Annotated in this window: 26 protein-coding genes; 16 read left to right on the top strand and 10 right to left on the bottom strand. The window is 70.3% G+C overall.

Annotated features, from left to right (window positions below):
* Positions 1–250: 250 nt before the first annotated feature.
* Entirely contained in the window at positions 251–463 is a 213-nt protein-coding gene (locus tag ACQ0O7_RS05600; RefSeq protein ID WP_430780668.1) for a DUF7455 domain-containing protein, read from the top strand.
* Between the two features lie 43 nt (positions 464–506).
* Positions 507–2,318 (top strand): PAS domain-containing sensor histidine kinase, encoded by a 1,812-nt coding sequence (locus ACQ0O7_RS05595; protein WP_430780667.1) that lies wholly within the window; start codon positions 507–509, stop codon positions 2,316–2,318.
* A 48-nt stretch (positions 2,319–2,366) separates the two neighbouring features.
* On the opposite strand, the gene ACQ0O7_RS05590 is transcribed toward ACQ0O7_RS05595, so the two are convergent.
* From ACQ0O7_RS05590 to ACQ0O7_RS05560, 7 genes are all read right to left on the bottom strand, one after another.
* Positions 2,367–3,044, bottom strand: coding sequence for an SRPBCC family protein (locus ACQ0O7_RS05590; RefSeq protein ID WP_430780666.1), 678 nt, complete (start codon positions 3,042–3,044; stop codon positions 2,367–2,369).
* 94 nt (positions 3,045–3,138) lie between these two features.
* On the bottom strand, positions 3,139–3,888 hold the full coding sequence (locus ACQ0O7_RS05585) for a hydrolase (RefSeq protein WP_430780665.1): 750 nt from the start codon (positions 3,886–3,888) through the stop codon (positions 3,139–3,141).
* A gap of 104 nt (positions 3,889–3,992) precedes the next feature.
* Positions 3,993–4,232: a carbon storage regulator CsrA gene (gene csrA, locus ACQ0O7_RS05580; RefSeq protein WP_430780664.1), complete on the bottom strand. Its 240-nt coding sequence runs from the start codon at positions 4,230–4,232 to the stop codon at positions 3,993–3,995.
* A gap of 87 nt (positions 4,233–4,319) precedes the next feature.
* Complete coding sequence (gene fliW / locus ACQ0O7_RS05575) at positions 4,320–4,757, bottom strand: flagellar assembly protein FliW (protein WP_430780663.1); 438 nt, start codon at positions 4,755–4,757, stop codon at positions 4,320–4,322.
* 2 nt (positions 4,758–4,759) lie between these two features.
* Positions 4,760–5,686 carry a flagellin gene (locus ACQ0O7_RS05570; protein ID WP_430780662.1) on the bottom strand — a complete coding sequence of 309 codons (927 nt, stop codon included), beginning with the start codon at positions 5,684–5,686 and terminating at the stop codon, positions 4,760–4,762.
* Between the two features lie 11 nt (positions 5,687–5,697).
* Complete coding sequence (gene flgK, locus ACQ0O7_RS05565) at positions 5,698–7,143, bottom strand: flagellar hook-associated protein FlgK (RefSeq protein ID WP_430780661.1); 1,446 nt, start codon at positions 7,141–7,143, stop codon at positions 5,698–5,700.
* A complete protein-coding gene (locus tag ACQ0O7_RS05560; protein WP_430780660.1) occupies positions 7,143–7,628 on the bottom strand; it encodes a flagellar protein FlgN in 486 nt (161 codons plus the stop codon). Before ACQ0O7_RS05560 ends, flgK begins: the two co-directional genes overlap by 1 nt.
* Before the next feature lie 248 nt (positions 7,629–7,876).
* Here ACQ0O7_RS05560 and ACQ0O7_RS05555 point away from each other — a divergent pair, with 248 nt between their 5' ends.
* The 14 genes from ACQ0O7_RS05555 to ACQ0O7_RS05490 all read left to right on the top strand — a co-directional run bounded on the left by ACQ0O7_RS05555 (position 7,877) and on the right by ACQ0O7_RS05490 (position 21,523).
* Positions 7,877–9,109, top strand: a complete 1,233-nt coding sequence (locus tag ACQ0O7_RS05555) for a flagellin (RefSeq protein WP_430780659.1) — start codon at positions 7,877–7,879, stop codon at positions 9,107–9,109.
* Positions 9,110–9,222: 113 nt separating this feature from the next.
* Positions 9,223–10,638: a flagellar filament capping protein FliD gene (gene fliD / locus ACQ0O7_RS05550; RefSeq protein ID WP_430780658.1), complete on the top strand. Its 1,416-nt coding sequence runs from the start codon at positions 9,223–9,225 to the stop codon at positions 10,636–10,638.
* Between the two features lie 47 nt (positions 10,639–10,685).
* Positions 10,686–11,060: a flagellar export chaperone FliS gene (fliS, locus tag ACQ0O7_RS05545; protein WP_430780657.1), complete on the top strand. Its 375-nt coding sequence runs from the start codon at positions 10,686–10,688 to the stop codon at positions 11,058–11,060.
* On the top strand, positions 11,057–11,386 hold the full coding sequence (locus tag ACQ0O7_RS05540) for a hypothetical protein (RefSeq protein WP_430780656.1): 330 nt from the start codon (positions 11,057–11,059) through the stop codon (positions 11,384–11,386). Before fliS ends, ACQ0O7_RS05540 begins: the two co-directional genes overlap by 4 nt.
* A gap of 185 nt (positions 11,387–11,571) precedes the next feature.
* The gene (locus ACQ0O7_RS05535) at positions 11,572–11,919 is read left to right on the top strand and encodes a flagellar basal body rod protein FlgB (protein WP_430780655.1); all 348 of its coding nucleotides are present in this window, start codon (positions 11,572–11,574) and stop codon (positions 11,917–11,919) included.
* 5 nt (positions 11,920–11,924) lie between these two features.
* A complete protein-coding gene (locus tag ACQ0O7_RS05530; RefSeq protein ID WP_430780654.1) occupies positions 11,925–12,317 on the top strand; it encodes a flagellar basal body rod protein FlgC in 393 nt (130 codons plus the stop codon).
* A gap of 5 nt (positions 12,318–12,322) precedes the next feature.
* A complete protein-coding gene (gene fliE, locus ACQ0O7_RS05525; protein WP_430780987.1) occupies positions 12,323–12,676 on the top strand; it encodes a flagellar hook-basal body complex protein FliE in 354 nt (117 codons plus the stop codon).
* A gap of 37 nt (positions 12,677–12,713) precedes the next feature.
* Positions 12,714–14,351: a flagellar basal-body MS-ring/collar protein FliF gene (gene fliF, locus ACQ0O7_RS05520; protein ID WP_430780653.1), complete on the top strand. Its 1,638-nt coding sequence runs from the start codon at positions 12,714–12,716 to the stop codon at positions 14,349–14,351.
* A gap of 46 nt (positions 14,352–14,397) precedes the next feature.
* Positions 14,398–15,393, top strand: coding sequence for a flagellar motor switch protein FliG (gene fliG, locus ACQ0O7_RS05515; protein WP_430780652.1), 996 nt, complete (start codon positions 14,398–14,400; stop codon positions 15,391–15,393).
* A complete protein-coding gene (locus ACQ0O7_RS05510; protein ID WP_430780651.1) occupies positions 15,377–16,045 on the top strand; it encodes a FliH/SctL family protein in 669 nt (222 codons plus the stop codon). Before fliG ends, ACQ0O7_RS05510 begins: the two co-directional genes overlap by 17 nt.
* 9 nt (positions 16,046–16,054) lie before the next feature.
* Complete coding sequence (locus ACQ0O7_RS05505) at positions 16,055–17,362, top strand: FliI/YscN family ATPase (RefSeq protein WP_430780650.1); 1,308 nt, start codon at positions 16,055–16,057, stop codon at positions 17,360–17,362.
* Between the two features lie 246 nt (positions 17,363–17,608).
* Positions 17,609–18,046, top strand: coding sequence for a cell envelope biogenesis protein TolA (locus ACQ0O7_RS05500; RefSeq protein WP_430780649.1), 438 nt, complete (start codon positions 17,609–17,611; stop codon positions 18,044–18,046).
* Positions 18,043–19,017: a transglycosylase SLT domain-containing protein gene (locus ACQ0O7_RS05495; RefSeq protein ID WP_430780648.1), complete on the top strand. Its 975-nt coding sequence runs from the start codon at positions 18,043–18,045 to the stop codon at positions 19,015–19,017. The genes ACQ0O7_RS05500 and ACQ0O7_RS05495 overlap by 4 nt, the downstream gene beginning before the upstream one ends.
* Positions 19,018–19,432: 415 nt before the next feature.
* Positions 19,433–21,523, top strand: a complete 2,091-nt coding sequence (locus ACQ0O7_RS05490) for a flagellar hook-length control protein FliK (protein WP_430780647.1) — start codon at positions 19,433–19,435, stop codon at positions 21,521–21,523.
* Between the two features lie 75 nt (positions 21,524–21,598).
* Here ACQ0O7_RS05490 and ACQ0O7_RS05485 read toward each other — a convergent pair whose 3' ends face one another.
* The 3 genes from ACQ0O7_RS05485 to flhA are packed head-to-tail and all read right to left on the bottom strand — an operon-like array spanning position 21,599 to position 25,486.
* A complete protein-coding gene (locus ACQ0O7_RS05485; protein WP_430780646.1) occupies positions 21,599–21,838 on the bottom strand; it encodes a hypothetical protein in 240 nt (79 codons plus the stop codon).
* A 14-nt stretch (positions 21,839–21,852) separates the two neighbouring features.
* On the bottom strand, positions 21,853–23,448 hold the full coding sequence (locus tag ACQ0O7_RS05480; protein WP_430780645.1) for a hypothetical protein: 1,596 nt from the start codon (positions 23,446–23,448) through the stop codon (positions 21,853–21,855).
* Complete coding sequence (flhA, locus tag ACQ0O7_RS05475) at positions 23,438–25,486, bottom strand: flagellar biosynthesis protein FlhA (protein WP_430780644.1); 2,049 nt, start codon at positions 25,484–25,486, stop codon at positions 23,438–23,440. Before flhA ends, ACQ0O7_RS05480 begins: the two co-directional genes overlap by 11 nt.
* Between the last annotated feature and the right edge of the window lie 116 nt (positions 25,487–25,602).

Here is a 25,602-nt window from a genome sequence, read left to right as displayed (position 1 = left end):
GGGTCCTCTCGGTTGTGTTCTCGGGCCCGGATTCGTTCCGGCCCAGGGGCATGCCAAGAGCGGCTGGGGGAAATGTTGGCCGGGGGCTGGTGCGCTCCCGGGACCCTCCGGGTTGTGTCCCGGTTGCGCCGAGGATCGGACGGGTCACACCACGAACCTCTAAGCCGACCGTGCGGTGGGCCGATTTTCTCGCTGTCAGGACCGCTGCACCGCTACCGAGTACCGCCACCCGAGCAACAAGGAGAGCGATATGACCGCACTGCTGTCGCCCGAGATCGACACCGTCGGCGAGCTGACCGACCGCTGCGATCGTTGTGGGGCGGCCGCCAAGCTGGAGGTCGTCCTGACCAGCGGCGGAGACCTGGCCTTCTGCGGCCACCACGCGAACCGGCACCGTGCTGACATCGCCAGGATCGCCAGCAAGATCCGCATCGAGGACGGGTTCGACTGGGCGGTCAAGTAACCGCTGGACACGATGGCCCGCGATATGCTCTTTCCCTCACGTCTTGGGGGTATTTGTGCATATCGCGGCGCACGACGTGGGCAGGCTCTCCCGGCTGACCGCCGGGTGCGCCGGAGCCACGGTCGCCGTCTTCGGCGCACTGCACACGTCCATCGACGACCTGGCCACGGCTGACCTCAGCCGTAGCCCGGCCGTCGCCCTGATCCCGGCCGGGATCGCCCTGGTGCTCCAGGCGCTGCCCGCCGCCGGGACCGCGCGGCTCCGGGCCGGCGCGGCCGCGCTGTTCGCGCTGGCCGCCGCCGGGATCGGCGCCGCGGCCCTGGTCAGCCATCCGGCGGTGGCGGTCGCCACGGTCCTCACCGGGCTCGCGCTGGCCTGCCTGGACCTGCGGATGCCGACCCGTGGCGGCGTCGCCTACCGGCTGGCCGACCCGCTGCTGCTGGGCGCCGCGATCATCGCGCTGGTCGCCCTGGTGCCGCGGCTCTTCGAGCCGGCCTTCCCACCCGGCCGCGGGCCGGACGGGGTGATGCCCACCTATCTGGCCGGGCCGCTGCTGGCGCTCACCATCGGCACCATCCTGGCCCGCCCGGAGACCGGCCCGCTGCACACCCTGGACGAGTCCGGGCCCCGCGTGGCGGTGCGCCGGCTGGCCCCCGCCCTGATCGCCACACCGGTGGTCGCCGCCCTGGTCAGCGCGTTCGCCGCCCGATCCGGCGCGAGCCGTCCGGTGGCCGCGGTGAGCACCGGGGTGATTCTGGCGGTGCTGGCCCTGCTCGCCGTCCTCGCCTATCTGGTGCGCAGTCTCAACGACGCCGACCGGCGGCAACGTCACCTGGTGGCGGAGCTCCGGGACCGGCAGGACTTCGCGCAGACGCTGTTGCAGTCGATGAACGAGGCCGTGATGGTCCTGGACGCCAACTACCGGGTGATCGACGTGAACCGCCGCTGGCGGGAACTCACCGGCCACCAGGACCTACCCGCCGAATCGCCGCCGCTGCCCCCACCGGGCACCGGCGGCGACTGGCTTCTGCCCCGGGCCGACGGCACCGACGTGCCGGTGCTGGCCACCATGGCGGCGATCCCGGACGCGGCCGGCGCGCCCCGCGGGTACGTCGCGACCTACATCGACATCGCCGAGCGCAAGCAGGCCGAGGTGGCGCTCACCGCGCACGCGGCGGAACTGGAGCGGGGCAACGCCGACCTGGCCGCCGCCCTGGCCTTCAAGAACGATCTGACCTCGATGCTGACCCACGACGTGGCCCAGCCGATCAGCTCGATCGCCAGCCTCGCCGAGCTGCTCTGCGCGGACTGGGCGGACCTGCCCGAGGACATCCGGCTGGAACTCGCCACCAAGATCGACAAGAACACCCGCCGCCTGATCAAGATGATGAACGACCTGCAGCTGCTCTTCCGGCTGGACACCGGCACGGTCACCGCCCGCCGGGTGCCGGTGCCGCTGCTGGAGACGGTGGAGGCGGTCCGCGCGTCCACCGCCGGCGCCACCGACGTGACGATCGAGGTCGACGACGAGGTGGCCGCCCTGGCCGACCGCGGGCACCTGGCCATCGTGGTGGAGAACCTGCTGAAGAACGCGCTGGCGCACGGCGCGCCACCGGTCCGGATCCAGGGCGAACGACGGCCGGACGACACGGTGCGCCTGGTGGTGCAGGACAGCGGCAACGGGATCCCGGACGACCTGCTGCCCAACCTGTTCGGGCGGTTCATCCGGGGCGCCGGGCTCGGGCTGTTCATCGTGCGGCACCTGGTCGAGGCGAACGGTGGATCGGTGCAGTACGAGCACGCCGCCCCGCAGGGCGCGCGCCTGCTGGTCACGCTGGAGGCGGCAGCCACCTGAAAGGGCCCGGGACGCGATGCGCCCCGGGCCCCTCGGAAGTCTTCGCGGTCAGCCGCGCTCCTCCTCGTTGATCATGCCACTGCCCCACGTGTCCGAACCCGCGCCGCGGCCACCCATCCGGGCGGTGCCGGCGGCGGCCCCGGTGTCCCAGCCGGCACCCGGATGCGGCACCGCTCCGGTCCGGTTGCGGATGCGCGCGGCCACCGCGGCGGGCGACGGGGCGTCCATGCTGATCCCGGGCAGCAGGGTGTGCGAACGGCCGGCCATCTGCTTCGAGCTGGCGCCGGCGTGCGGGATCGGGCGGCCACCGAGCACACCGCTCTCCACCAGCCCCTTGAAGGTGGTCAGGTCGGCCTTGAGCCGGCGGTTCAGTGACTCCTGCCCGTGCCGGTCACTGGGCATCAGGAAGGCGATGTCCGCCTCCAGCTGGGCGACGACCTGGGTCTTGGTCTCCCCCATCGGGCGGAGCGTGATCGTCTCGGCGAGCAGCGGGCCCTCCATGGTCGACCAGGAGACACGCTCGTCCGGCGATCGCTCGATGATCTGGGCGTCGAACTCGCGGCGCTTCCCGTCGACATCCATGATCCAGTGCGTCTGGTCGGTGCCGATCGACGTCACCTGCCGCACACCGGTCATGAATCGGGGGTAGTTCTCGAATGCCGCGAGCTGCTCGTACACCGTGTGAACCGGCGCACTGACTTCGATAGCCTGCTGAACCATGCTCATCGCAACTCTCCCATGCTGAAGTGCTGGCATCACAGAGAGTACGGAGGCGAGTGCGCAACGTGTTCAGTTTCCCGGTTTAGGCTCCACCCCCGGCTCAGACCCGGCGCAGGTAGTGCCAGCGGCCCACCTCGGCGGCGTACCGGGCGTCACTGGCCGGCACCACCGTCACCGCGGCGTCCAGCAGCATCTCCACCACCCGAGGCGACGGGCTGCGCCAGGCCTCACTGACCTCCACCACGGTGCCGGTGGTCCGGCAGGCCGCGGCCAGGTCGGCGACCAGGTCCGGGGTCACCACCGAGTCGTCGATACCGGCCTGGCCGAGCAGGGCCAGCGGGCGGGCCAGCCGGGCCGGGGCGTACCGGGAAGCTCGTTCCAGGCCTTTGACCGTCGCCGCCACCAGCAGCTCGGCCACCTGGCGGTGGGTCAGCAGACCGGCGTCCACCCGGGTCCGCACGTCACGCGGGCTGAGCAGTTCGCCGGCGGCCGGCAGCGCGGAGAGGGCCACCGACAGCGCGTCCAGCGGCGCCAGATCGGGCGGCAGCGCCAGCCAGCCGTCCGCGCGGACCACCTCCACCTCGGCCGCCACCCGCAGGGTCATCTCGGTCCGGTGCCGGGCCCGCCGCACCGCGTCGGCGTACGCCGGGAGCCAGGTGGTGTCCGGGCCGGCCTGGTCGGCGAAGGTGAGCGACAGCAGTCCGGCCTGATCAGCCGCGGACACCACCACACCGACGGCGTCCCGGCCGGCCGAGAACCCGGTGTGCACGTGCGCGTCCACCGCAAGGTCGAGCGCGCAGGCGGTACCGACCGCACCGCCACCGATGACTGATTCGCGCTCTACGCCCACGCTGACTCCCCGGCTGAAGAAGACGGGATTCTCCCGCCCGATGACGAGGATGCCCGCCGGATGTTGTCCGCGGGGTCAGCCGCCGGTGCAGGTCAGGTGCCGCGCTACGGCGCGTCCGGGGTCTCCAGCATCCGGGTCACCGCGTCGACGGCGTCCGCCGAGGGCGAGGCCGCGGACCGGTTGGCCTCCTGAAGCTCGCGGTAGACCTCCTCGCGATGCACCTGTACGTCCCGGGGCGCCTGGATGCCCAGCCGGATGACGTCGCCACGGGCCTCCAGGACGGTGATGACGACGTCGTCGCCGATCATCACGCTCTCCCCCGCCCGCCGGGTCAGCACCAGCATCGGTGCCCTCCTCCATCCATGGAAACGGACCACACATGGCGAAGGCGCGGCCGCGACGAACGCGGCCGCGCCTGCGACGAGCCAGGATCAGAAGTTCCGGTTCAGGATGGCCCGGACCGGGTAGTTCGAGCCGCTCAGGACGACCTGCATGGCCCGCATGCTGTCGCGGTCGACCACGATCGGGGCGAGCAGGTTCGCGGTCGTCTCGTGCTCGCTCGCGGTGATCACCGTGAGCAGCAGCAGACGGTCCGGGTCCTTGGTGTTCAGCGCGGCGAAAACCCCGTTCTCGATCTCCGGCGCGTAGTCCGGGAAGAACGGCTCCGGCGGGGAGACCAGGAAACGCAGCTCCGGGTCCTCGACGGAGGTGAACGAGTAGAGCAGACCGTCGTCGTTGAGACGCACCAATACGAACTCCCGATGCGCCGGGAAGCCCGGCATGGGCACGGCCATCGTGATGGTCGGCAGCCCCAGCGACGGGTCGGTCATCGTGGCCTCGATCGGTCGGGATGCGGTGCGAGTAGTCATGGTCACCTCAGGAAATCGATGAGTGAGGGCTGGATCACCTTGGCCGTGGCGGCCAGGGCGGCCTGATACGAGGTCTGCTGAAGCTGCAATTCCATGATCGCCTTGGGCAGGTCGACATCCTCGATATCGGACAGCTGCGACGAGACGGACATCAGACGGTCCTCTGCGGACTGCTTCATCTGTGTAACCCGATTATATCGGGCACCTACATCTGAAAGGGTGGAATTCAGGGTTTCCGTAGCTTTATCGAGGTTTGCCAGACCGGTCTGAATTCCGTCGGCGTCTCCGGTCCGCATCGCCGTGGACAACGAGTCGAGAACGCGGAACAACTGCTGCTCATTGGGAGTGGCGCCGTCGGACTGCAACTCCTCACCGAACACCTCCGGGCCCCGGACGTCGACCCGGACCCGGGCGTTCGGCCCGATCGTCCGCATCGTCTCGCCCTCCACCTCACCGGAGAACGACCCACCGGTGTGATAGGCGACCTCGTCCGGAGTGGACCCGCCGAAGACCGGGCGATTCAGATACTTGGTGTTGGCGAACTGGACGACCAGACCCTTGATCTGGTCGATCTCGTCGGCACGGGCCACATTGGCCTGCGGGGTGCTGCCGCCGCCCATGCTGGCCGCCTCCAGGGTCAGCGAACGCACCCGCTGCACCTGCTCGTAGACGCTCTTCAGGGTGTCCTGCACGGTGCCGAGCCGGCCCATCGCGTCGTCGGCGTTGGCGGAGTACTTCTTGTTCGCCCGGACCTCGCCACGGAGTTGGAGCGCGGTAACCGTGCCGGTCGGTGAATCCGACGGGCGGTGCAGCTGCTTGCCGCTGGAGATCTGGTCCTGTGCCGTCTGGGTGCGGCTCAGGTTGCGCTGGAGACTGCTCATCGTCCGGGTGCGCACACTGCTCTCGGTCACCCGTGGGCTGATACTCATCGGTTTCCTCCCTACCTGCCGACCAGGCCGGTGCGGTTGATCAGCTGATCGAGCATCGAGTCGATGGTGGTCAGCACACGTGACGAGGCCTCGTATCCGCGCTGGTACGTGAGCAGGTTGGTCATCTCCTCGTCGAGGTTGACCCCGGATTCGGCGTCGCGGGTCGCGTCCACCTGGTCGGTCACCGCGTTCTGGATGTCGCGCCGGCGCATCGAGGACTGGGCGGCCACCCCGAGATCACCGATCAGCTGCTGGTACTCCGAGTCCGGGCCGTCCTTGGCATCGGCCAGATCGGCGAGGCCGTCGGCGACCTTGCCGTCCAGGATCCGGGTCGGCGTGTCGACGCCCCGGGGATCGCCGGAGGAGACCGCGACCTTGTTCACGTCGTTCAGCAGCGCGCTGTTGACCTTGATGTTGCCGGCGGTGATGTCGTCCCCGGCGTTGACCGGCACGAAGAAGTCGATGCCGGTGTCGCCGTTGATGCTCCAGCCGGCGCTGTGCATGTCGTTGACCCGCTCGGCCAGCTTGCCGGCCACCTTGTCCAGCCGGCTCGACATGTCCTGGAGGGTGCCGCCACGGGCCATCAACTCCATGTTGGCGCCCATCTGGCCGCCCGAGGCGACCGCCGTGCCGGTGTCCTTCCACTGCAGCTTGACCTCGGTGGCGGCCAGCTCGTCCATCTTGCTGGCGCTGCCCGGTGCGACGTGGATCGCACGGGTGTCGAACTCACTGACCAGGGGGGAGCTGCCGATGAAGATGTTGATGGCGCCGTTCGGCAACTCGGTGGCGGTGGCGCCGGCCAGCTCGGCCAGTTTGAGGATCTGCACACCGCGCTGGTCCTGCAGCTCGTTGGCCTGCAGACCGGACTGGGTGGCCAGCACGATCTCCTTGTTCAGCTTGGCGATCGACTCGGCCGCCTTGTTCACCTCGCCGACGTAGGTGTCCAGGCCGGCCCGGGTCGACTTGAACTGGTTGTCCAGGGCCTGCGAGGCGTCGTTGAGCGTGGTCGCGACGGTGACCGCCTGCTCCAGCATCGCCGACTTGGGCGCGGCCTTGTCGAAATTGGACGACACCGCGTTCCAGCCGTCCCACATGTCCTGCATCCGCGCCTGCAGCGCGGTGTCACTCGGCTCGCCGAAGACGTTCTCGATCAGTGCGTACGCTCCGGCCCGCTGATTGTGGTACGCCGAGTTCGCGTGCTCGGTGTAGGCCCGCTGATCGAGCGCCGAGTTGTTCAGCCGCTGCACCGAGGAGACGGTGACCCCGGTGCCGACCGCGTCGGTGGTGGCGTAGATGCCGGCGTTGAGATTGGCGTTCTGCGCCTGCATCACCACCCGTTGCCGGGTGTACCCCTCGGTGCTCGCGTTCGCGATGTTCTGGCCCGTGATGTCCAGGCCCCGGCGCTGCGCGTAGAGCGAGGTGAGCGCCGTGTTGAGTCCGCTGAATGTGCTGCCCATCAGATCGCCTCATCAACCAGGGTGGGGCGCCGCACGGCGCCGCTGACGGTCTGGCCCTGCGGTCCGTACGTTTCCACAGTCTCGGCGAACGCGAGCATGGTTTCGCGAGCCGCGCGCTGGCCGGCGGTGAGCAGCTCACGGTTGATGTCGGCCAGGGCCCGGATCTCCGACGTCAACAACAGGAACGCCTTGCGGTGCTGGTGCAGCAGGTCCGACCAGGGGTCGGGGGCGGCGTCGGCGAGCTCGCCGAGGGAGGCCTCCGGGGAGAGCCCGAGTTCCGCCGCGACCTCCTGCGAGTAGGCCGCCCGGATCACCTCGGTCTGCCGGATCTGGTCCAGCACCACTTCCACCTCGCGGGTGGCGTGACTGAGCCATCGGGACCGGTTGGACGCGAGGAGCAGTTGCTCCTCCTCTAGCTTGAACAGCAGCATCTCCAGCAGCTCGCGTGAGCGCCAGAGGACACTGGCCAGATCGGTCAGGCTCACCGGTCCTCCGTCGTACGGCTTTTCGGGCTCACCCCACCGGTAGACCCGCTCATTCGGACAGGTCGGCACATCAGCCGTGCCACTGAGCGGTTTACCCCGATCGGCGCCTTTCCGGTTCGCCCGAAAAGCCGGAAAAAATCTCGCAGAATTCTCAGTGCTCCTCGGCGACCCGCCGATGGGTTCGGGTGTAGCACCACGGCCCCACGGACGGGCCGGTTCAAGGCCCCAGCTCAAGGAGGAATCACCTAATGGGTCTTCGCATCAACCAGAACATCGCCGCGCAGAACGCGTACCGGAACCTGTCCGTCACGGACAACCAGATGTCGAAGTCGCTCGAGAAGCTCTCCAGCGGTTTCCGCATCAACCGGGCCTCGGACGACGCGGCCGGCCTGTCGATCTCCGAGGGCCTGCGGGCGCAGACCGGTGGTCTCAAGGTCGCCGTTCGCAACGCGCAGGACGCGATCAGCGTCGTGCAGACCGCTGAAGGCGCGCTCAACGAGACGACCGCCATGCTGCAGCGCATGCGCGACCTGTCGGTGCAGGCCAACAACGCCTCCCTCGACGACAGTGCGAAGAAGGCGGCCGCGGCCGAGTTCACCCAGCTGGCCTCCGAGATCGACCGGGTCAGTGAGACCACCGCGTTCGGCAAGTCGAAGCTGCTCGACGGCAACTTCGGCATGCGGGCCACCGCCACCGGCACCACCATCAACGGCAACCCGGCCGCGCCGCCGACCGACCCCTACGCCACCACCAACTCGCCGGCCGCCTCTACCGGCATGTCGATCTCGAGCCTCGGTGGCAAGCCCGTCACCATCAACGTCGCCGACGTCGACCTGACCTCGGACGGCACCACACCGCTCGCGCCGCAGGCCGCCGCCCAGAAGGTGAACGACGCGATCGCCTCGGCGCTGCGCGACGCCGGTCACGGCGACGTCACCCTCGAGGTCTCCGCCTCGGTCGACAAGTCCACCGGCAACCTGACCTTCAGCGCCTCCGGCACCACCGGCTTCGAGTTCACCGCCAACGACCTCGGCATCAGCGGCCCGTCGACGGCGAACACCAAGTCCACCAACGGCGCCTTCCAGATCGGTGCCAACTCGGGCGAGACCCTGAGCGTCGGCATCCGGGCGATCAACTCCGAGACGCTCGGCCTGAACAGCCTCGACCTCACCAAGCTGGCCACCACCACCGGCGGCAAGTCCGGCGCGACCGAGGCCATCGAGGTGCTGGACGCGGCGATCCAGCAGGTCTCCGACAACCGGGCCAAGCTCGGTGCCCACCAGAACCGCTTCGAGCACACGATCAACAACCTGAACACGGCGGTCGAGAACCTGTCCGCCTCGGAGTCGCGTATCCGTGACACCGACATGGCCCAGGAGATGGTGCAGTTCACCCGCAACCAGATCCTGACCCAGGCCGGTACGTCCATGCTGTCCCAGGCCAACCAGGCCTCGCAGAACGTGCTGTCGCTGCTCCGCTGACCGACCTGAAGCTGATCAAACTGAATCCGTAACGCGAACGACCGAACAGGTGGGGGTAGCCGGCTTGCCCAGCCGGCTGCCCCCGCTCCGCTCCTGCTGGAAGGTAGGTTCTCGTGGCCAGCTCAGTCGACGGCCTTGTCAGCGGCCTCAGCACCTCCTCGATGATCAGCCAGATGATGCAGGTCGAGGCGGCACCGCAGACCCAACTCAAGACCAAGGTCCAGACCGCGCAGACCGCGGTCACCTCGTACCAGTCGGTGAACTCGAAGCTCAAGGCGATGAAGTCGGCCGGCGACGCGCTCGGCTCGCTGGGCTCCTGGCGGGCGCTGACCGCGACCTCCAGCTCGACGAGTGTCACCGCCACCGCCACCGGCGGGCTGACCGGCATGACCGGCGGCGTCAAGTTCGACGTCAGCTCGGTGGCCCGGGCCCAGACCACCGTTCTCAAGGTCACCGACACCACCGCCGAGCAGGCCTTCCCCTCCACCATCACGGTCCAGCCGGGCTCCTGGAGCACCGACGCGGACGGCGTCGACCAGTTCACCCCGGTCGGCGACCCGGTGACGGTCACCGTCCCGGAGCCGCGCAAGGCGGACAGCCTCACCTCCGCGATGAACTCGGCGACCGACGCGAACGGCGTCAGCCTCGGGATCCGCGCCTACACGGTCAGCACCGGCGGCACCGCCGGCGTCGTCCAGTTCACCGGCATGAAGTCCGGCGCCGCCAACGGTTTCCAGGTCCTCGGCCTGGAGAACACCGGCACCGGGGGCACCAGCCCGGAGACCAGCTCGGCCAAGGACGCGGTGCTCACCATGAACCCGGGCACCTCGTCCGAGTACAAGGTCAACAGCAGCACCAACACGTTCAGCGCGCTGATGCCCGGGGTGACCATCTCGGTCAGCAAGCAGGAGACCGGTGTCACCGTCGACGCGGCCTCCGACTCCAAGGCCATCGCCGGCAAGATGCAGGCCCTGGTGGACGCGGCCAACGCGGCACTCAGCGAGATCAAGAGCCAGACCGCGTACGACAAGGACACCCGGGCCAGTGCCCCACTGACCGGCGACTTCACCGTTCGGCAGATGAACCAGGCCGTACTGGGCATGATCAGTACCGGTCTGTCGTACGACAAGACGACCACCACCAACGGGGTGGAGAGCAAGACCGCGATCAACTTCGGCTCGCTCAGCCAGCTCGGTGTCTCGCTCAGCCGGGACGGGCAGCTGTCCTTCGACGCGACCGCGTTCGCCAAGGCGTACGCCGACGACCCGGGCAAGGTCCAGGAAGCCGGCATGGCGTTCGGCAGCCAGGTCCGGGCGCTGGCCGACAAGCAGTCGAACACCGTCACCAACGTGATCACCGGCCGGAAGAACGAGATCGACTCGCTCAACGAGCAGATCGAGAACTGGGACGTCCGGCTGGCCACCCGCAAGCAGGCGCTGCAGCGGCAGTACGCGGCACTGGAGTCCTCCCTGGGCACCCTGAAGAACCAGTCGAGCTGGCTCTCCGGCCAGATCGCGAGCCTCGGCTGACCACGACCATCCGCATCCAGCCGACGGCCACCGATCGAGGGAAACTGATGAGCGCACCCAACCTTCGCGACCGCTATCTCCAGGACTCGATCAGCACGGCGTCGCCCGCCAAGTTGCTGATCATGCTGTACGACCGCCTGATCCTCGACCTGATGCAGGGTGAGGAGGCGATCCGCGGCAACGATCGCGAGCTGGCCAACGACAAGATCACGCACGCTCAGGAGATCGTTCTGGAGCTGCGGGTCACCCTCGACATGGAGGCCTGGGACGGCGCTCCCGGCCTGGCCAACCTGTACGGATTCGTGCTGACCGAGCTGATCGGCGCGAACATCCGGCAGGACGCCGACCGGGTGGTGGGCTGCCGGAACCTGCTCGAACCGCTACGCGACGCGTGGCGCGACGCGGCTTCGGCCTCGACATGAGTACCGGCACGGTCGACTGGCGGGCCGCGTGGACGGCCGCGCTGGACGACCTGGAGATGGACGTCGTCGCGGTCGAGACGATGCTCGCCGACGAGCGGCGGCTCGCCGAGACACCGCCGTCGGACATGTGGCGGCCACCGACCGAGCTGGGTGCTCTGCCACTGGAGCTCAAGCCGCGGGCCGACGAGATCCTCACCCGGCAGCTCGCCGCCGCCGAGGAGATCGCCCGCCGGCTCACCGCGAATCGCCAGCAGATGGCGATGACGTCCAAGATCGAAACCGGCGAAGCGGTCAAACGTCCCGTCTACCTGGATTGCGCCATGTAAGTCCCGTCGGAAGCGAGGCTCCGGACCCCAGCGGGTCCGGAGCCTTTCTGTGTGCAACCTCTCGGCAACCGCTTGGGACTCAGCGGATCCACCAAGACGCCGAAATGCAGGGTACGAGCACGGATTGCTCACCGAACTGCCACGGACCGGCGACCTGAACGGATACCGACCTCAGGGGGCACACCTTGTTCGAGGACCGCTCGTCATCGGCACTGCGCGTCGCCGTCACCGGCCTCGCCGCGCGCCAGCAGGCCATCGCCAACAACATCGCGAACATCGAGACCCCCGGTTACCGGGCCCGTAAGGTCAAATTCGAGGAGGCGCTGCAGAGCGCCGTCGCCGACGGCCAGTCGCCGTCCACGGTGACCCCGAGCGTGCTGACGTCGCTCGAGCCCACCCGGCTCAACGGCAACAACGTCAACCTCGACCAGGAAACGCTGCAGCACATCGACACGTCGATGCGGTACAGCCTCGCCATCCGGGCGCTCGACGGCAAGTACGGCACGCTGCGCGAAGCCATCAAGGGGGCCTGACCCGCATGAGCACCTTCAACGCCATCGGGGTCGCGGGCAGCGGCGTCACCGTCTATCGCAAGTGGCTGGACGCGGTGGCCGACAACCTCGCGAACATCAACACCACCACCCGTACCAACGAGAACGCCTTCCAGGCCCGGTACGTCCAGGCGCGCGCGGCCCAGGACGGCAACGGGGCCGAGGTCGCCGGAATCCAGTACGGCAGCGCCGAGGGCATCCTCGCCTACGAGCCGGACAACCCGCTCGCCGACGCCGAGGGGTACGTCCGCCGGCCCGACATCGACATGGGCGGCCAGATGGCCCAGCTCATGATGGCCCAGCGCTCCTACCAGGCCAACCTTTCGGTGGTCGACCGGGCCAAAGACTCCTACCTAGCCGCGATCAACCTCGGGAAGTGATCACCATGTCCGCGATCAACCCGATCGGCGGGTTCTCCGCCATCGAAGGAATCAGCGGCCGGGGCATCGGCCTCGGCGGCCTCAACGGCCTCGGCAGCATGCTCGGCTCCGGCGAGAGCGCGCCGGCGACCGGCCCGAACGAGGACTTCGCCGGCATGCTCGCCAAGGGCATCGAGAACGTCTCGGCCGCCCAGGCGAAGGCCAGCGACCTCGCGGTGCAGGTGGCCGACGGCCGCCTGGCCGACCCGGCGCAGTACACGATGGCCGCCACCGAGGCGTCCCTGGGCCTCCAGCTGACCATGGCCGTCCGGAACAAGGCCGTGGAGGCGTTCCAGGAGATCATGAGGATGCAGGCATGAACCGACTGCACCGCAGCGAAGCAAGGGCCGGGAGGGCATGCCCAGGGAGGGCGAGTGTGACATGACCGATCGCCTTCCCGCTCCGGTACGCCGCGTCACGGACACCTTCAGGTCCTTCACACCGGGCCAGAAGGCTGTCACCGTGTTCGCGGTTCTCGCATTGGCCGTCGGCGGATACTTCTTCGCCGTCTGGGCGGCCAAGCCGTCCTATCAGATCCTCTTCAACAACCTGTCCACCAAGGACGCCAGCGCGATCGTCGAGTCGCTGCAGAAGTCCGGCACCTCGTACGAGCTGGCCAACGAGGGCGCGACCATCCTGGTCCCGCGCGACCAGGTGAACCAGCTCCGGCTCCAGCTCTCCGGCGAGGGCCTGCCCAACGACGAGGGCACCGGCTACTCGCTGCTGGACCAGCAGGGCATCACCACCAGCGACTTCATGCAGCACGCCAACTACCAGCGGGCGCTGGAGGGCGAGCTGTCCAAGACGATCAAGGCGATCGACGGGGTCGAGGCCGCGACCGTCCACCTGGTCATGCCGAAGGAGGACGTCTTCTCCGACGACCAGACGAGACCGACCGCGTCGGTGCTTGTCGCCTCGAAGGCCAACAACCCGCTGGACCAGCAGCAGGTGCAGTCGATCGTGCACCTGGTCGCGTCCAGCGTCGAGGGCCTCGATCCCACCCAGGTCACGGTGGCCGGCTCGGACGGGCGGATGCTCTCCACCGGCGGTGGCAACACGGTCGGCTCCAGCGGCGGCGGGGACGGTGGCACCGACCAGCAGACCGCGACCTTCCAGAGCCGCCTCAACACGTCGCTGCAGCGGATGCTCGACAATCTGGTCGGGCCGGGCAACGCGGTGGTCACCACCACTCCGGTGCTGGACTTCGATCAGACCGAGACCCGCAGCAAGACGTACTCCGCCGACCCGGCGCTCCCGGCCGAGCAGGAGAACATCCAGAGCGAGACCTACAGCGGGACCGGTTCCGGTACGGGCGGCGTGCTCGGCCCGGACAACGTGCAGGTGCCCAACGGCTCCGGCTCCGGGCAGTACCAGCAGCGCAACGAGACCCGCCGGCGCGCGCTGAACGAGGTGGAGGAGGTCCGCCGGGCCGCTCCGGGCAGCATCAAGCGCCTCAACGTGTCGGTGCTGCTGAACAGCACGGTGGCCGGTGCGATCGACCCGAACCAGGTGCAGCAGCTGGTCTCCGCGGCGGCCGGCATCGACCCGGCCCGCGGCGACACCATCGCGGTGGCGGCGATGCCGTTCGACAACACCCAGGCCGAGACGGCCAAGGCCGAGCTGGAGGCGGCGGCCAAGGCCGAGGAGGCGGCCAAGCAGACCAAGCTGATCCAGACCGCGGCCCTGGTCCTCGTGGTGCTGATCCTGATCTACCTGGCCTGGCGGGCCAACCGTCGCGCCAAGCGGCGTCAGCAGCAGCTGACCGACGAGGAACGGCGGCATCTGGAGGAGATGCAGGCGGCCCTGGAGGCCCAGCGCGCCGCCGAAGTGGATGTGGTGCACGCTCACGCGCTGGAAATGCCACAACTTGCCGATAGGTCTGACGAGGCACGTGAGGAGAGACACCGCGAGATCGAGGATCTGGTCCGGGAGAAACCCGAGGAGACCGCGACCCTGATCCGCAGCTGGATCTCCGCCGACGCGGCCAACCGCTGATTCACAGGAGCATCAGTTGACAACACCGGCGCTCAGCACGACGTCCATGACCGGGATCCAGAAGGCCGCGATCATGCTGGTCCAGTTCGGCCGGGAACAGGCGGCCGAGGTCATGGCGAACATGACCGAGAAGGAGGTCGAGCTGTTGTCCGCCGAGGTCGCTCGGTTGGGCAAGCTCGACCCGATCCAGGTCGACGACGTGATGGACGAGTTCTACGCCATGGCTACCACCCGATACGCCGGGTCGGGTGGCATGGACTACGCACGGGAGCTGTTGGAGGCGTCGCTCGGCAAGGAGCGGGCGGCGCTCATCCTCGACCGGCTCGAAGCATCGATGAACGACATCCCCTTCAACTTCCTCAGCCATGCGGACCCGCGGCAGCTGCTCTCCTACGTCCAGTACGAGCACCCGCAGACGATCGCCCTGGTCCTGGCACACATCCCCACCGGGCTGGCCTCGTCGATCCTGGCCGGTCTCCCGCTGGAGGTGCAGACCGAGGTCGCGCACCGAATCGCGATCATGGACCGCACCTCGCCGGACATCATCCGCCAGGTGGAGATGGCGCTCCAGCGCAAGCTGTCGAGCGTGCTCCAGCCGGACGAACTCTCCACGGTCGGCGGTCTCCAGCCGCTCGTGGACATCATCAACCGGGCCGACCGGACCACCGAGCGCCTGATCATCGACGCGCTCGAAGCGCGTTCCCCGGAGCTGGCCGAGGAGATCCGGCGCCGGATGTTCATGTTCGAGGACATCATCAACCTGGAGGACCGGGCGGTTCAGCTCATCCTGCGCCAGGTGGAGCCGGCCGACCTGGCCACCGCGCTCAAGGGCGTGCCCGAGGGCGTACGGGACAAGGTCACCAAGAACCTGTCCGAACGCGGCCGGGAGAACCTGCTGGAGGAGATCGACCTGCTCGGCCCGGTCAAGGTCAAGATGGTCGAGGAGGCCCAGGCCAAGATCGTCGGCGTGATCCGCACCCTCGAGGACTCCGGCCAGATCGAGATCCAGCGTGGCGGGGACGTCGATGAGCTCATCGCCTGACCGCGTACTGCGCGGGGTGGCCGCGGAGAACGTCGCCGCCGCCCGGTTCGCCGTGGACCTGCGACACGACATGCCGATCGACAACGAAGCCACCGAGAAGGCCCGGCAGGAGGCCCGGACCACCGGGTACGCCGAAGGCTGGGCCCAGGGCAAACGGGACTCGATGGCGGCCGCCGAAGCCGCCGCGGCCCGGGCCGTGGCCGCCGAGGAGGCACACGATCAACGCCGGGCCACCGCCCTGAACAGCGCTGTCAACGCACTCGGCCGGGCCGTCACCGACCTGGAGAACCAGCTGATGCCGACCTTCACCGAGCTGCAGGAGGTCGTGCTGGCCAGCGCTTGGGACCTGGCCGAGGCGATCATCGGCCGGAGCCTGCGCGACGACCCGGAACGCGGCGGCGACGCCCTGCGCCGGGTGATGACCGCCGCCCCGGAACACGGCGACATGGTGGTCAGCCTGCACCCGGACGACTACCGCAACCTGGTCGGTGAGGGCAGCGGCCAGGACTTCCTCTTCGAGGGCCGGCGGATCACCCTGCGCCAGGACCCCGGGCTCCAGCCCGGTGACGCGGTCGCCGAGACCGGCACCGCGACCGTCGACGCCACCATCGCCTCGGCCGTCAGCCGGGCCCGTGAGGCACTTCGCCTGTAGAGGGTTGCCATGACCGATCTCTTCCAGCACCGGTTGCACAGCGCGATCGAGGCGGCCCGCCCCCTGGTCAGCGGACGTGTCACCGGCGCGGTCGGCCTGCGCGTCACGGTGAGCGGCATCGAGGCCAACGTCGGTGACCTGCTCCGGATCGGCACCGGCGAGGACACCGTGCTGGCCGAGGTGGCCGCCCTCGACGGCGACCGGCTCTCCTGCATGCCGCTCGGCCCGATCCTCGGGCTCGGGGCCGGCACCCCGGCGTTCGCCACCGGCGGGCCGCTGCGGGTGGCCGTCGGCCCGGACCTGCGCGGGCGCATCCTGGACGGCCTGGGCCGACCGATGGACGGCGGCCCGCCCCTGCGCGGCCACCTGGTGCCGATCGACGCGGCCCCGCCGTCGGCGATGGAACGGCAGCTGGTCGGCGCCCAGATGTCGCTGGGGGTACGGGTCCTGGACACCCTGATCCCGTGCGGCAAGGGCCAGCGGATCGGCATCTTCGCCGGCTCCGGCGTCGGCAAGTCGACCCTGATGAGCCAGATCACCCGGGGCACCGCCGCTGAACTGAACGTGGTCGCCCTGGTCGGTGAGCGCGGCCGGGAGGTGCGCGAGTTCATCGAACACGACCTCGGGCCGGAGGGCCTGGCCCGCTCGGTGCTGGTGATCGCCACCTCGGACACCCCGCCACTGGTCCGGCTCCGGGCCGGTGCGGTGGCCACCCGGATCGCCGAGTACTACCGGGACGAGGGCGCCGACGTACTGCTGATGATGGACAGCGTGACCCGTGCCGCGATGGCCCAGCGTGAGGTGGGTCTGTCGGTCGGCGAGCCGCCGGCCACCCGCGGGTACCCGCCGTCGGTCTTCGCCATGCTCGCCTCGCTGCTGGAACGGGCCGGGCCGGGCGCCAAGGGCAGCATCACCGGGCTGTACACGGTGCTGGTGGAGGGCGACGACCACAACGAGCCGATCGCCGACGCTGCCCGGTCGATCCTGGACGGGCACATCGTGCTGGACCGCAAACTGGCCACCGCCGGGCACTTCCCGGCGGTCCAGGCCCTCGACTCGATCTCCCGGGTGGCCAACAAGATCACCACCCGGGAGCAACGCTCCGACGCCACCGAACTGCGCCGGCTGATGGCCGCCCACCGGGACGTCCGCGAACTCGTCGAGATCGGCGCCTACGTGCCCGGCACCAACCCGGACGCCGACCGGGCCAACGGCGCCTGGGACCGGATCAGCGCCTTCCTGCGCCAGGACCTCGACGACCGGACCACCGCCGAGACCGCCTGGGCCGCCCTCCGCGCGCTGATCGCCACCACCTGACGCCCCGCCGGTGACCCGGCGCATCCGCCCGGCGGTCGCGTCACGGCGCCTCCTCGGACCCTCCTCGCGCGGACGACACCGGACCCGCTGCCTGCTTTCGAGGGGCTCCTGATCCGTACCGCGAAAGGGTTGGATGTCGGGGTTTAGGGGTTGATCGGGAGCGAGACGGGTGCAGGAACTCAGCGGATCGGCGGGCGGACCGACCAGGTCAAGTGAGGGCCCACCGGACCCGCCTAGGAGGAGACGTTGAACCGCTTGTTCCGACTGGCACCCGTACTGCGCGCCCGTAAGGCACAGGAGGACGCCGCCAAAGGTGCCGTGATCCAGTCCCGCGCCGAGATCCGCGAAGCCGAAGCCCTGCTCAAACGCCGCCAACTGGACCTGATGGGCGCCGACGCGCCGACCGAGGGCACCGCCCGCGCCATGGTCGCCGCCATCGCCGCCCGGCAGTCCATGGCAGCCGGCGTCTTCAGCGCCCAGCGCATGGTCAACGACGCCGAAGAGGTCGAACGGGAACGGATGGCCGCCCTCTCCGACGCCGCGAAACGACGGCGCGCCGTCGAGATGATGGCCGAACGGCACGCCGCCACCGTCAAAGCCCACGACCTCAAGAGCGGCCAGGCCGCACTCGACGAACTCGCGGTCACCGCCAAGGCGCGCAACGCCAGCAGGGGTGAAGCATGACACTGGGCGTCACCGGGGTCATGTCCCGCATCGCCGAACTCCAGGACCAGCTCGGCCTCAAACCCGCACCGGCGCCCGGCGGCACCTCGGGCGCCAAGTTCGCCTCCGCGCTGGCCGGCGCCACCGGTCCCGGTGCGGGCAACACCCCCGCCGCCGGGCCCAGCGGCGGCGACGTGGTCGCGGCGGCGAAGAAATACCTGGGTACGCCGTACGTCTTCGGCAGCACCGACCCCGCCAAAGGCCTCGACTGCTCCGCCCTGGTCCAACGGGCCTACCGCGACCTCGGCGTCGAACTGCCCCGCAACTCGGCACAACAGGCCAAAGCCGGCCGCCCGGTGGCCGGCCTCGGCGACGCCAAACCCGGCGACATCCTCGCCTTCAACTCACCCGTCGACCACGTGGCGATCTATCTCGGCGACAACAAGATGATCGCCGCCCCCAAACCCGGGGACCAGGTCAAGATCCAGAGTGTGTACGAGAAACCCAGCGCCATCCGACGGGTCCTCGACAGCGTGCCCACCGCCGCCGTCCAGGACATGTCCGCACTCCGCCCGGCCGGACTGCGCGCCACCTCCTCGGGGCTGACCGGGGTGCCGTACGCCGACCTGTTCGAGAAATTCGGCACCAAACACGGCGTCTCCCCGAAACTGCTCGCCGCCGTCGCCAAGGTCGAATCCGACTACAACCCGCGAGCCGTCAGCAAGGTCGGCGCCCAGGGCCTCATGCAACTCATGCCCGCCACCGCCCGCGGCCTCGGCGTCGACGACGCGTTCGACCCGTCCCAGGCGATCAACGGCGCGGCCAAACTGCTCGCCTCCCACCTGCGCGAGTTCAAGTCGGTGCCGCTGGCGCTGGCCGCGTACAACGCCGGCGGAGGCGCGGTACACCGGCACAACGGCATCCCACCGAGCGCCGAGACCCAGGCTTACGTCCCGAAGGTGCAGAAGGCCCTGGCCGCCCTCGGCGGCTGATCAACTCATCCAGAAGCGGGAGGACCGCATGGCCGTGTCGAGTTCAGTGACAGGCCCCGATCGTCGGCCGGGACCGGAGACGGCCCGGAAACCGGGAGGACGACGCGAGGACGGGTCAGCGGATTTCGGATCGGCACTCTCGGCCGAACTCAAGGACGACCAGAAACAGCCGGGATCCGCCGGCCGGTCCGCGCCGGTCTCTTCCTCGTCCGGCGCCTCCGCATCCACGACTTCCAGTTTCAGTTCCAGTTCCAGTTCCAGTTCCGCCTCGGCCTCGGCCTCGGCCGACCGGGCGGCGGCGGATCGGGCCGCCGCTGAACGGGCCGCTGACTCCCGGGCGGCGCTCTCGCGGGCCGCGATGTCGCGGTCCGCTTTCTCGCGTGCGGCCGGCGCGCGTGCGGGGGCTGAGCGGATCGTGGACCGGGCCGGTGGTGAGCGGGGTGCCGACCGGGGCGAGAACGAACGTTCTGTCGACCGGGCCGCCGCCGGGCGAACCGCCCACCAGAGCGAGAACGAACGTTCTGTCGACCGAGCCGCCGCCGGGCGAACCGCTGACCGGGCCGCGGACCGGGCCGCCGCGGGAAAGGCCGCTGATCGGATCGCCGACCGGGCCGCCGCCGGGCGGTCCGCTGACCGAGCCGCGGACCGGGCCGCCGCGGACCGCGCCGCCGACCGGGCCGCCGCGGGAAAGGCCGCTGATCGGATCGCCGACCGGGCCGCCGCTGAGCGTTCCGCGAACCGGGCCGACCGGGCGGCGGCCGGACGGGAAGCCGCGCAACGGGCCGCCGACCAGCGGGCCGCTGTGGACCGGCGGGCCGCGATCGGCCGGGACGCCAAGCGGATCGGGGCACCGGACCGGGCTGCCGCAGACCGGGCGACCGCGAGTCGGGGTGTGGCGGACCGGACCGCCGCGGACCGGGCCACCACCGCTGATCGGACCGGGACCGAACGGACCGCCGTGGACCGGAACGCCAAGGTCACCGGGCAGCGGACCGAGGCACGCGGCGCGGAGCGTGCTTCCGCCGCCGAGGGCACGGCCGCCGGGAAGACCGCCGCCGAGGCTCAGCGGGTGTCCGAGGACGCGGTGGAGAGCGAACCGAAGCAGCCGGAGACGACCGGAACGGTCACCGCGATGGCCGGGGCGCTCACCGGCCTGTCGATGACTCCGGCTACCCCGACGCCCGCCGAGGCCGGCACGGACGCCGCCGCCGCGGCCTCCGCCGGGACGCCGCCGGTGGCCGCGACCGGGCCGGCCGCCACCGGGCCGGCGCCCGGACCGGCTTCCGGATCCCTGTCCGGGCCGTCCGTTCCCGCCGACATGGACCCGGCCGCAACGGGTGTCACCGATGTCGCGGGTACCGCCGGGACCGCTGGTGCCACCGGAGCCGCGGATATCACCGGGGGCATGACCGCGGCGGGTATCACGGGTGCCGGTGCGGCCGCCGGCACGGACACCGCGGGCACTACCGGCCAGGCGGCCGCACAGACCGCGACGACATCGGCGACACCGGGCGGCGACACCGCCACGACCGTCGGCCCGCAATTGGCGACCGCCACGGCAGCGGAGGGCCGGGCCGGGGCTGCCGGGACCACGGCGACGGCGGCGCCGGCTCCGGGTCAGGCCGCGGCCCAAGGCACCGCGCAGACGAGCGCCCAGGGCGCACCGGACGCCGCCCCGGCCATCGTGCCGGAGGCCACCGCCACGATCCGCCCGGAGAGTCTGCGAACCTCCGCCGAAGCCACCGCCCCGGCCGCCGGGGAGCGGACCGGTGCGGCCACCGCCCCGGCCGCCGAGGCCACGGCACCGGCCGGTGACGTGGCGCCGGGCACCGCGCCGGAGCAGGGTTCGGCCGGTTCCGGTGAGCAGGGCGCGCCCGGCCAGGGTGGGCGGGCCGGGGCCGGACCGGGTGGTGGCCTGCCCGGGACCGAGTTCGGCGCCGGGCTCCCGCCCGCCGCTGGTCCGACCGAGGCCGGTGCTCCGGGCATGCCGCCGGCCGGCCTTCCGGGGGTGACCGGCCCGCAGGCGACCGCGCCCACGGCCCCGGTGGCGGACACCCAGCCCACCGCCCCGCCGGCGCCGCCGACTCCGGGCCCGACGGCGCATCAGCTGGCCAGCCGGATCATTCCGTTCCGGCTGGACGCGGACGGCATTCACCGGCTGACCGTCAACCTGCACCCGGCCGACCTGGGTCCGGTGCAGGTGGTCGCGGAGATCCGCAACGGGGACATCTCGGTGCAGCTCACCGGCGGGACCGAGGCCGGTACGGAGGCGCTGCGCCAGTCGCTCGACGATCTGCGCCGCGAGCTGGAGGAGTCCGGGTTCGGGAACTGTTCGCTCGACCTGCGTCAGGGCAACGCCCAGCAGGAGCAGGCCCGGCAGCAGTTCGGGGACGCGCTGAACCGCCGTGGTGGGGCCGGTACCGGCCCGGATGTGGACGCCGAGCCGGCCCCGGTCGCCACCAGGCGGATCGACCCGGCCACCGGGCGGGTGGACGTGCAGGCCTGACCGGGGTGCCAGTGAGACGACCGGAGCCCGGCTCGCGATGATCGCGGGCCGGGCTCCGTACGTCGTACCGGCTGGTCAGGGTGTCTTGCCGGGCTCCGGGGTGTCGAGCGGCTCGGTCCGGACCGGCGGCGCCTCGTCGGACTTGCGGTATCCGCTGAGCACGACGCGCATCCCGGCCAGCATCACCGCGGCGATCGGCACCGCGATCAGGAACCGGATCAGCACCTGGAGCAGGTCCACCTCGTCGAGGAGCATGCGGTACCAGGCCGGCGCGCTGATCAGCAGCGCGAACAGCAGAACCGACGGCTTGATCATCGGCTTGGTGCCGGTCAGCGACGGCCGGAGCGGGTCACCCGGCGGGGCATGACCGCCAGGGGCATCACCTCGGCTGCGATGCGGGCGCAGAGCATCGCGGCCCAGGCGTGCGGGGTGGCCGGTTTGCCGTCCAGCGAGAAGACCGGCACGTCCAGGCCGAGGACCGAGGCCGGGTCGGCGGTGAGTTCCACGCTGTGCACGACGAGCGCCTCGACCTCGCCGAGGTTGCGCAGGTGGCGGGCGGTGTCGGCGGTCTTGCGGGTGGCGTCGACGACGGCCCAGAGCGCGGTGGCGCCGAGCGCGTCGCAGATGTCGTTGACCCAGAACGGGTCGGTGCCGCCGACCGGCGCGTCGATCACCACCACCCACGGGTGTTCGGAGCTCTGCAGTTTCTCCGCCCGTGACTCGGCGGAGCTGCGGCTGGAGATGAGCCGGGACGAGTGCAGGCCGGTGCCGGCGGTGGACGGCGCGGCCAGCAGCAGGTGGGTCTGGTCGACGTGCAGTTGTTCGAGGATGTGTTTGCCGATGGCGACGGCGGTGTGCACCTCACCGGCCAGTACCAGGATCTCGCCGGCGCCGTCCGGGATGCCGGGTGCGGCGGGGCGGGCGGCGAGGACGCTGAGCACACCGGCGTACGTGTCCCCGCCAGTGATCTTGCGGGCCATCGACTCGGGCATCCCGACCGTGATCAGGTTGCGCTGCACCGCGTCCAGTTCACCGGCCGCGTGGGCCGGGGCGGCCGGGGCCGACGTCTTGGCGGACGGCACGGGCGGAGCGGGCGGAGCGGGCCGAACGGGCGGAGCGGATGCCGGCGCCGGGGCCGCCACCGGGGAGATCGGTGCCACCTCGTCGATCCCGTACACCTCGGCGGCGGGCCGGGCCGGGGCGGCCGGGGCCGCGAACGCCGCGCGCGGGGGCGCCGGGGTGGGTTCGGTGGGCCGGGCCGGCGAGACCGGGGTGACCGCCCGGTGCGAGGTGGCGGCGGCCCGGATCGGCGTGATCGTCTCGCGGGCCTCGGTGGTCTCCCGCTCCTTGATCGCCGGCTTCTCCGGGAAGGCGGGCATGGTGGGCAGCGCCGCGGGCAGCGGGCGCTGACCGGAGTTGACCGCCGAGCCACCGGCCGCGGCGGGCCGGAACGGGCGCACCGTCGGGGTGTCGTCCCGGGCCTCGGTGGCACGGGCCTCGACCGGACGGGGACGGGACGGTGCCCGGCCCTCGCCGAGGTGACCGGCGACGTCCAGGCCGGCCATCAGTTCGGCGAACGCGCCGGCGGTGTCGCCGAGCCCGGCGGTCCGGCCGTCCTGCCGGGACCGTAGCTCGGCGGTGGTGGGCCCGCGTTCGGTGGTCACCCGGTCCCGAGACTCCGCCTGCTCGAGCAGGCTCTCGAAGTGGTGGGCGCCGTTGTTGCCGGCGACGGTCTGTTGAGCCATGTCATCACTGTCCTCGGTTGAATCCGGTACCTCGACGGAGAGCTCGTAGTGCTGCTTCGCGAAGAAGCCCCCGATGCCACCACTTCGTACCTTGTCGGCGGAGATGATCCGGACGCTTGAGCCGTACTCATCGCGGACCTGAGCCAGCAGTGGCTCGATGGCCGGTCCCTCAAGCAGCACCCGCGTAGGCACCGTTCACCACCCCTATCGTCTCGATCTGTGCGGTGGAACCAGAGATTTCGCTGTACGACAGCACCTGAACCCGGCGTGATCCGGCTCGCAGCAGTCGCATCAGTGGCAGCCGAAGCTGTGGTGAGCAGGCCAGGACCGGGTTCATTCCCTGCTGCTCGGCGGCTTCGGAGAGCCGGCTGGACTCGCTGACGATCGCTTCGGCACGCATGCCGTCGATCGCCATGAAGGCGCCGGTCTCGCTGGGCCGCAACGATTCGAGGAGGCTCTGTTCGAGCATCGGGTCCAGGGTGATCACGGTGAGCCGGCCGGCTGTCGTGTACTGGGCGGCGATCGCCGGCCCGAGGGCGCCGCGGGCCGCTTCGACCAGGCTGTCGTGGTCCTGGGAGGACTTGGCCCGCAGCGAGAGCGCCTCGAAGATCCGGACCAGGTCGCGGATCGGCACGCCCTCGTCGAGCAGTGCCTGGAGCACTTTCTGGATCTGGCCGAGGCTGAGCAGCGCCGGGGTCAGTTCCTCGACCACCACCGGGTGGGTGCGTTTGACCATGTCGGCGAGGGCGCGGACGTCCTCGCGGCCGAGCAGGCGGCTGGCGTTGGTGCGGACGATCTCGGCGAGGTGCGTGATGATCACCGAGGCCCGGTCCACCACCGTCGCTCCGGAGATCTCGGCCTGGTAGTGCAGCTCGGCCGGGACCCATTTGCCGGCCAGCCCGAAGACCGGTTCGACGCCGGCTCGGCCGGGGAGGGCCTGGAGCCCGTCGCCGATGGCCAGGACGGTGCCGGGCGGGGCCTGGCCGCTGCCCGCGTCGACGCCGGAGATCCGGATGGCGTACGAGGAGAGCGGCAGGTCCAGGTCGTCCCGGGTTCGGACCGGCGGCATGATCACGCCGAGTTCCATGGCCATCTTGCGGCGCAGTGCGCGAACCCGGTCGAGCAGGTCGCCGCTGCCCGGATCGACCAGGTCGACCAGGTCCGGGGCGAGGGCCAGTTCGAGGGGGTCGATCCGCATCTCGCCGAGGAGTTGTTCCGGCGAGTCCGGGGCGGGCATGTCGGGTGCCGCGTCGACGGGTTTGGCGCCGGCCTCGACGGCTTCCTGAGCCGGGTCCTTCACCCGCTGTGCGATCAGCAGCACCGCCGCGCCGACCAGCAGGAACGGCAGTTTCGGCAGGCCGGGGATGATGCAGAGGGCGATCGCCGCGCCACCGCCGATGCGCAGGGCGAGTTTGTTCTGGCCGAGCTGGGTGGTGACGGTGGTGCCCATGTCGCCGGAGGTGGCCGAGCGGGTGACGATCAGACCGGTGGCGACCGACAGCAGCAGTGCGGGGATCTGGGAGACCAGGCCGTCGCCGATGCTCAGCATGCTGTAGTGGTTCATCGCGTCGACCGGGGCCATGCCGGCCTGCATGATGCCGACCGCGAAGCCGCCGACCAGGTTGATCACCGTGATGATGATGGCCGCGATGGCGTCGCCCTTGACGAATTTGGACCCACCGTCCATCGCACCGTAGAAGTCGGCTTCGGCGGCTACCTCGGCGCGGCGTTTCTTGGCTTCGGCGTCGTCGATCAGGCCGGCGTTCAGGTCGGCGTCGATCGCCATCTGCTTACCGGGCATGGCGTCCAGGGTGAACCGGGCGCCGACCTCGGCGACCCGCTCGGCGCCCTTGGTCACCACGATCATCTGGACGATCACCAGGATCGCGAAGATGACCAGACCGATGACCAGGTTGCCGCCGACGACGAAGCTGCCGAACGCGTGGATGACCTTGCCGGCGTCGCCGTCGCGCAGTACCAGGCGGGTGGCGCTGATGTTCAGGGCCAGCCGGAAGAGTGTCATCACCAGGAGCAGTGCCGGAAAGACCGCGAAGTCGAGCGGCTTCTGCACGAACATGGAGATCAACAGGACGAGCAGTGCCGCGGTGATGTTGATGGCGATGAACAGGTCGAGCAGGAACGTCGGGAGGGGGACGACCATCATGATGATGATGCCGACGACCCCGACGGGTACGGCGAATCTGCTCACCTTCTGCATAGCGGCACCTTCCGAACGTGGGCAGTCCGATGGCCATCCGAGCCCCGCCGACGCCTTCCTGGCTTCGTTCTGTTCGGCGTTCCGTCACTGTCACTGAGGCCGCTGCGGCGCCGCCA

Source organism: Actinoplanes sp. G11-F43 (genome assembly GCF_050589265.1).
Taxonomy (GTDB): Bacteria; Actinomycetota; Actinomycetes; order Mycobacteriales; family Micromonosporaceae; genus Actinoplanes.
This window is presented reverse-complemented; position numbering and strand designations above follow the sequence as displayed.

Bases quoted from the DNA above. Each gene is read 5' to 3' on its own strand.
- ACQ0O7_RS05600 (WP_430780668.1), top strand. From the start codon at position 251: ATGACCGCACTGCTGTCGCCCGAGATCGACACCGTCGGCGAGCTGACC.
- ACQ0O7_RS05590 (WP_430780666.1), bottom strand. From the start codon at position 3,044: ATGAGCATGGTTCAGCAGGCTATCGAAGTCAGTGCGCCGGTTCACACG.
- csrA (WP_430780664.1), bottom strand. From the start codon at position 4,232: ATGCTGGTGCTGACCCGGCGGGCGGGGGAGAGCGTGATGATCGGCGAC.
- fliW (WP_430780663.1), bottom strand. From the start codon at position 4,757: ATGACTACTCGCACCGCATCCCGACCGATCGAGGCCACGATGACCGAC.
- ACQ0O7_RS05570 (WP_430780662.1), bottom strand. From the start codon at position 5,686: ATGAGTATCAGCCCACGGGTGACCGAGAGCAGTGTGCGCACCCGGACG.
- flgK (WP_430780661.1), bottom strand. From the start codon at position 7,143: ATGGGCAGCACATTCAGCGGACTCAACACGGCGCTCACCTCGCTCTAC.
- ACQ0O7_RS05555 (WP_430780659.1), top strand. From the start codon at position 7,877: ATGGGTCTTCGCATCAACCAGAACATCGCCGCGCAGAACGCGTACCGG.
- fliS (WP_430780657.1), top strand. From the start codon at position 10,686: ATGAGCGCACCCAACCTTCGCGACCGCTATCTCCAGGACTCGATCAGC.
- ACQ0O7_RS05540 (WP_430780656.1), top strand. From the start codon at position 11,057: ATGAGTACCGGCACGGTCGACTGGCGGGCCGCGTGGACGGCCGCGCTG.
- ACQ0O7_RS05530 (WP_430780654.1), top strand. From the start codon at position 11,925: ATGAGCACCTTCAACGCCATCGGGGTCGCGGGCAGCGGCGTCACCGTC.
- fliE (WP_430780987.1), top strand. From the start codon at position 12,323: ATGTCCGCGATCAACCCGATCGGCGGGTTCTCCGCCATCGAAGGAATC.
- fliF (WP_430780653.1), top strand. From the start codon at position 12,714: ATGCCCAGGGAGGGCGAGTGTGACATGACCGATCGCCTTCCCGCTCCG.
- fliG (WP_430780652.1), top strand. From the start codon at position 14,398: ATGACCGGGATCCAGAAGGCCGCGATCATGCTGGTCCAGTTCGGCCGG.
- ACQ0O7_RS05510 (WP_430780651.1), top strand. From the start codon at position 15,377: ATGAGCTCATCGCCTGACCGCGTACTGCGCGGGGTGGCCGCGGAGAAC.
- ACQ0O7_RS05505 (WP_430780650.1), top strand. From the start codon at position 16,055: ATGACCGATCTCTTCCAGCACCGGTTGCACAGCGCGATCGAGGCGGCC.
- ACQ0O7_RS05495 (WP_430780648.1), top strand. From the start codon at position 18,043: ATGACACTGGGCGTCACCGGGGTCATGTCCCGCATCGCCGAACTCCAG.
- ACQ0O7_RS05485 (WP_430780646.1), bottom strand. From the start codon at position 21,838: ATGATCAAGCCGTCGGTTCTGCTGTTCGCGCTGCTGATCAGCGCGCCG.
- flhA (WP_430780644.1), bottom strand. From the start codon at position 25,486: ATGCAGAAGGTGAGCAGATTCGCCGTACCCGTCGGGGTCGTCGGCATC.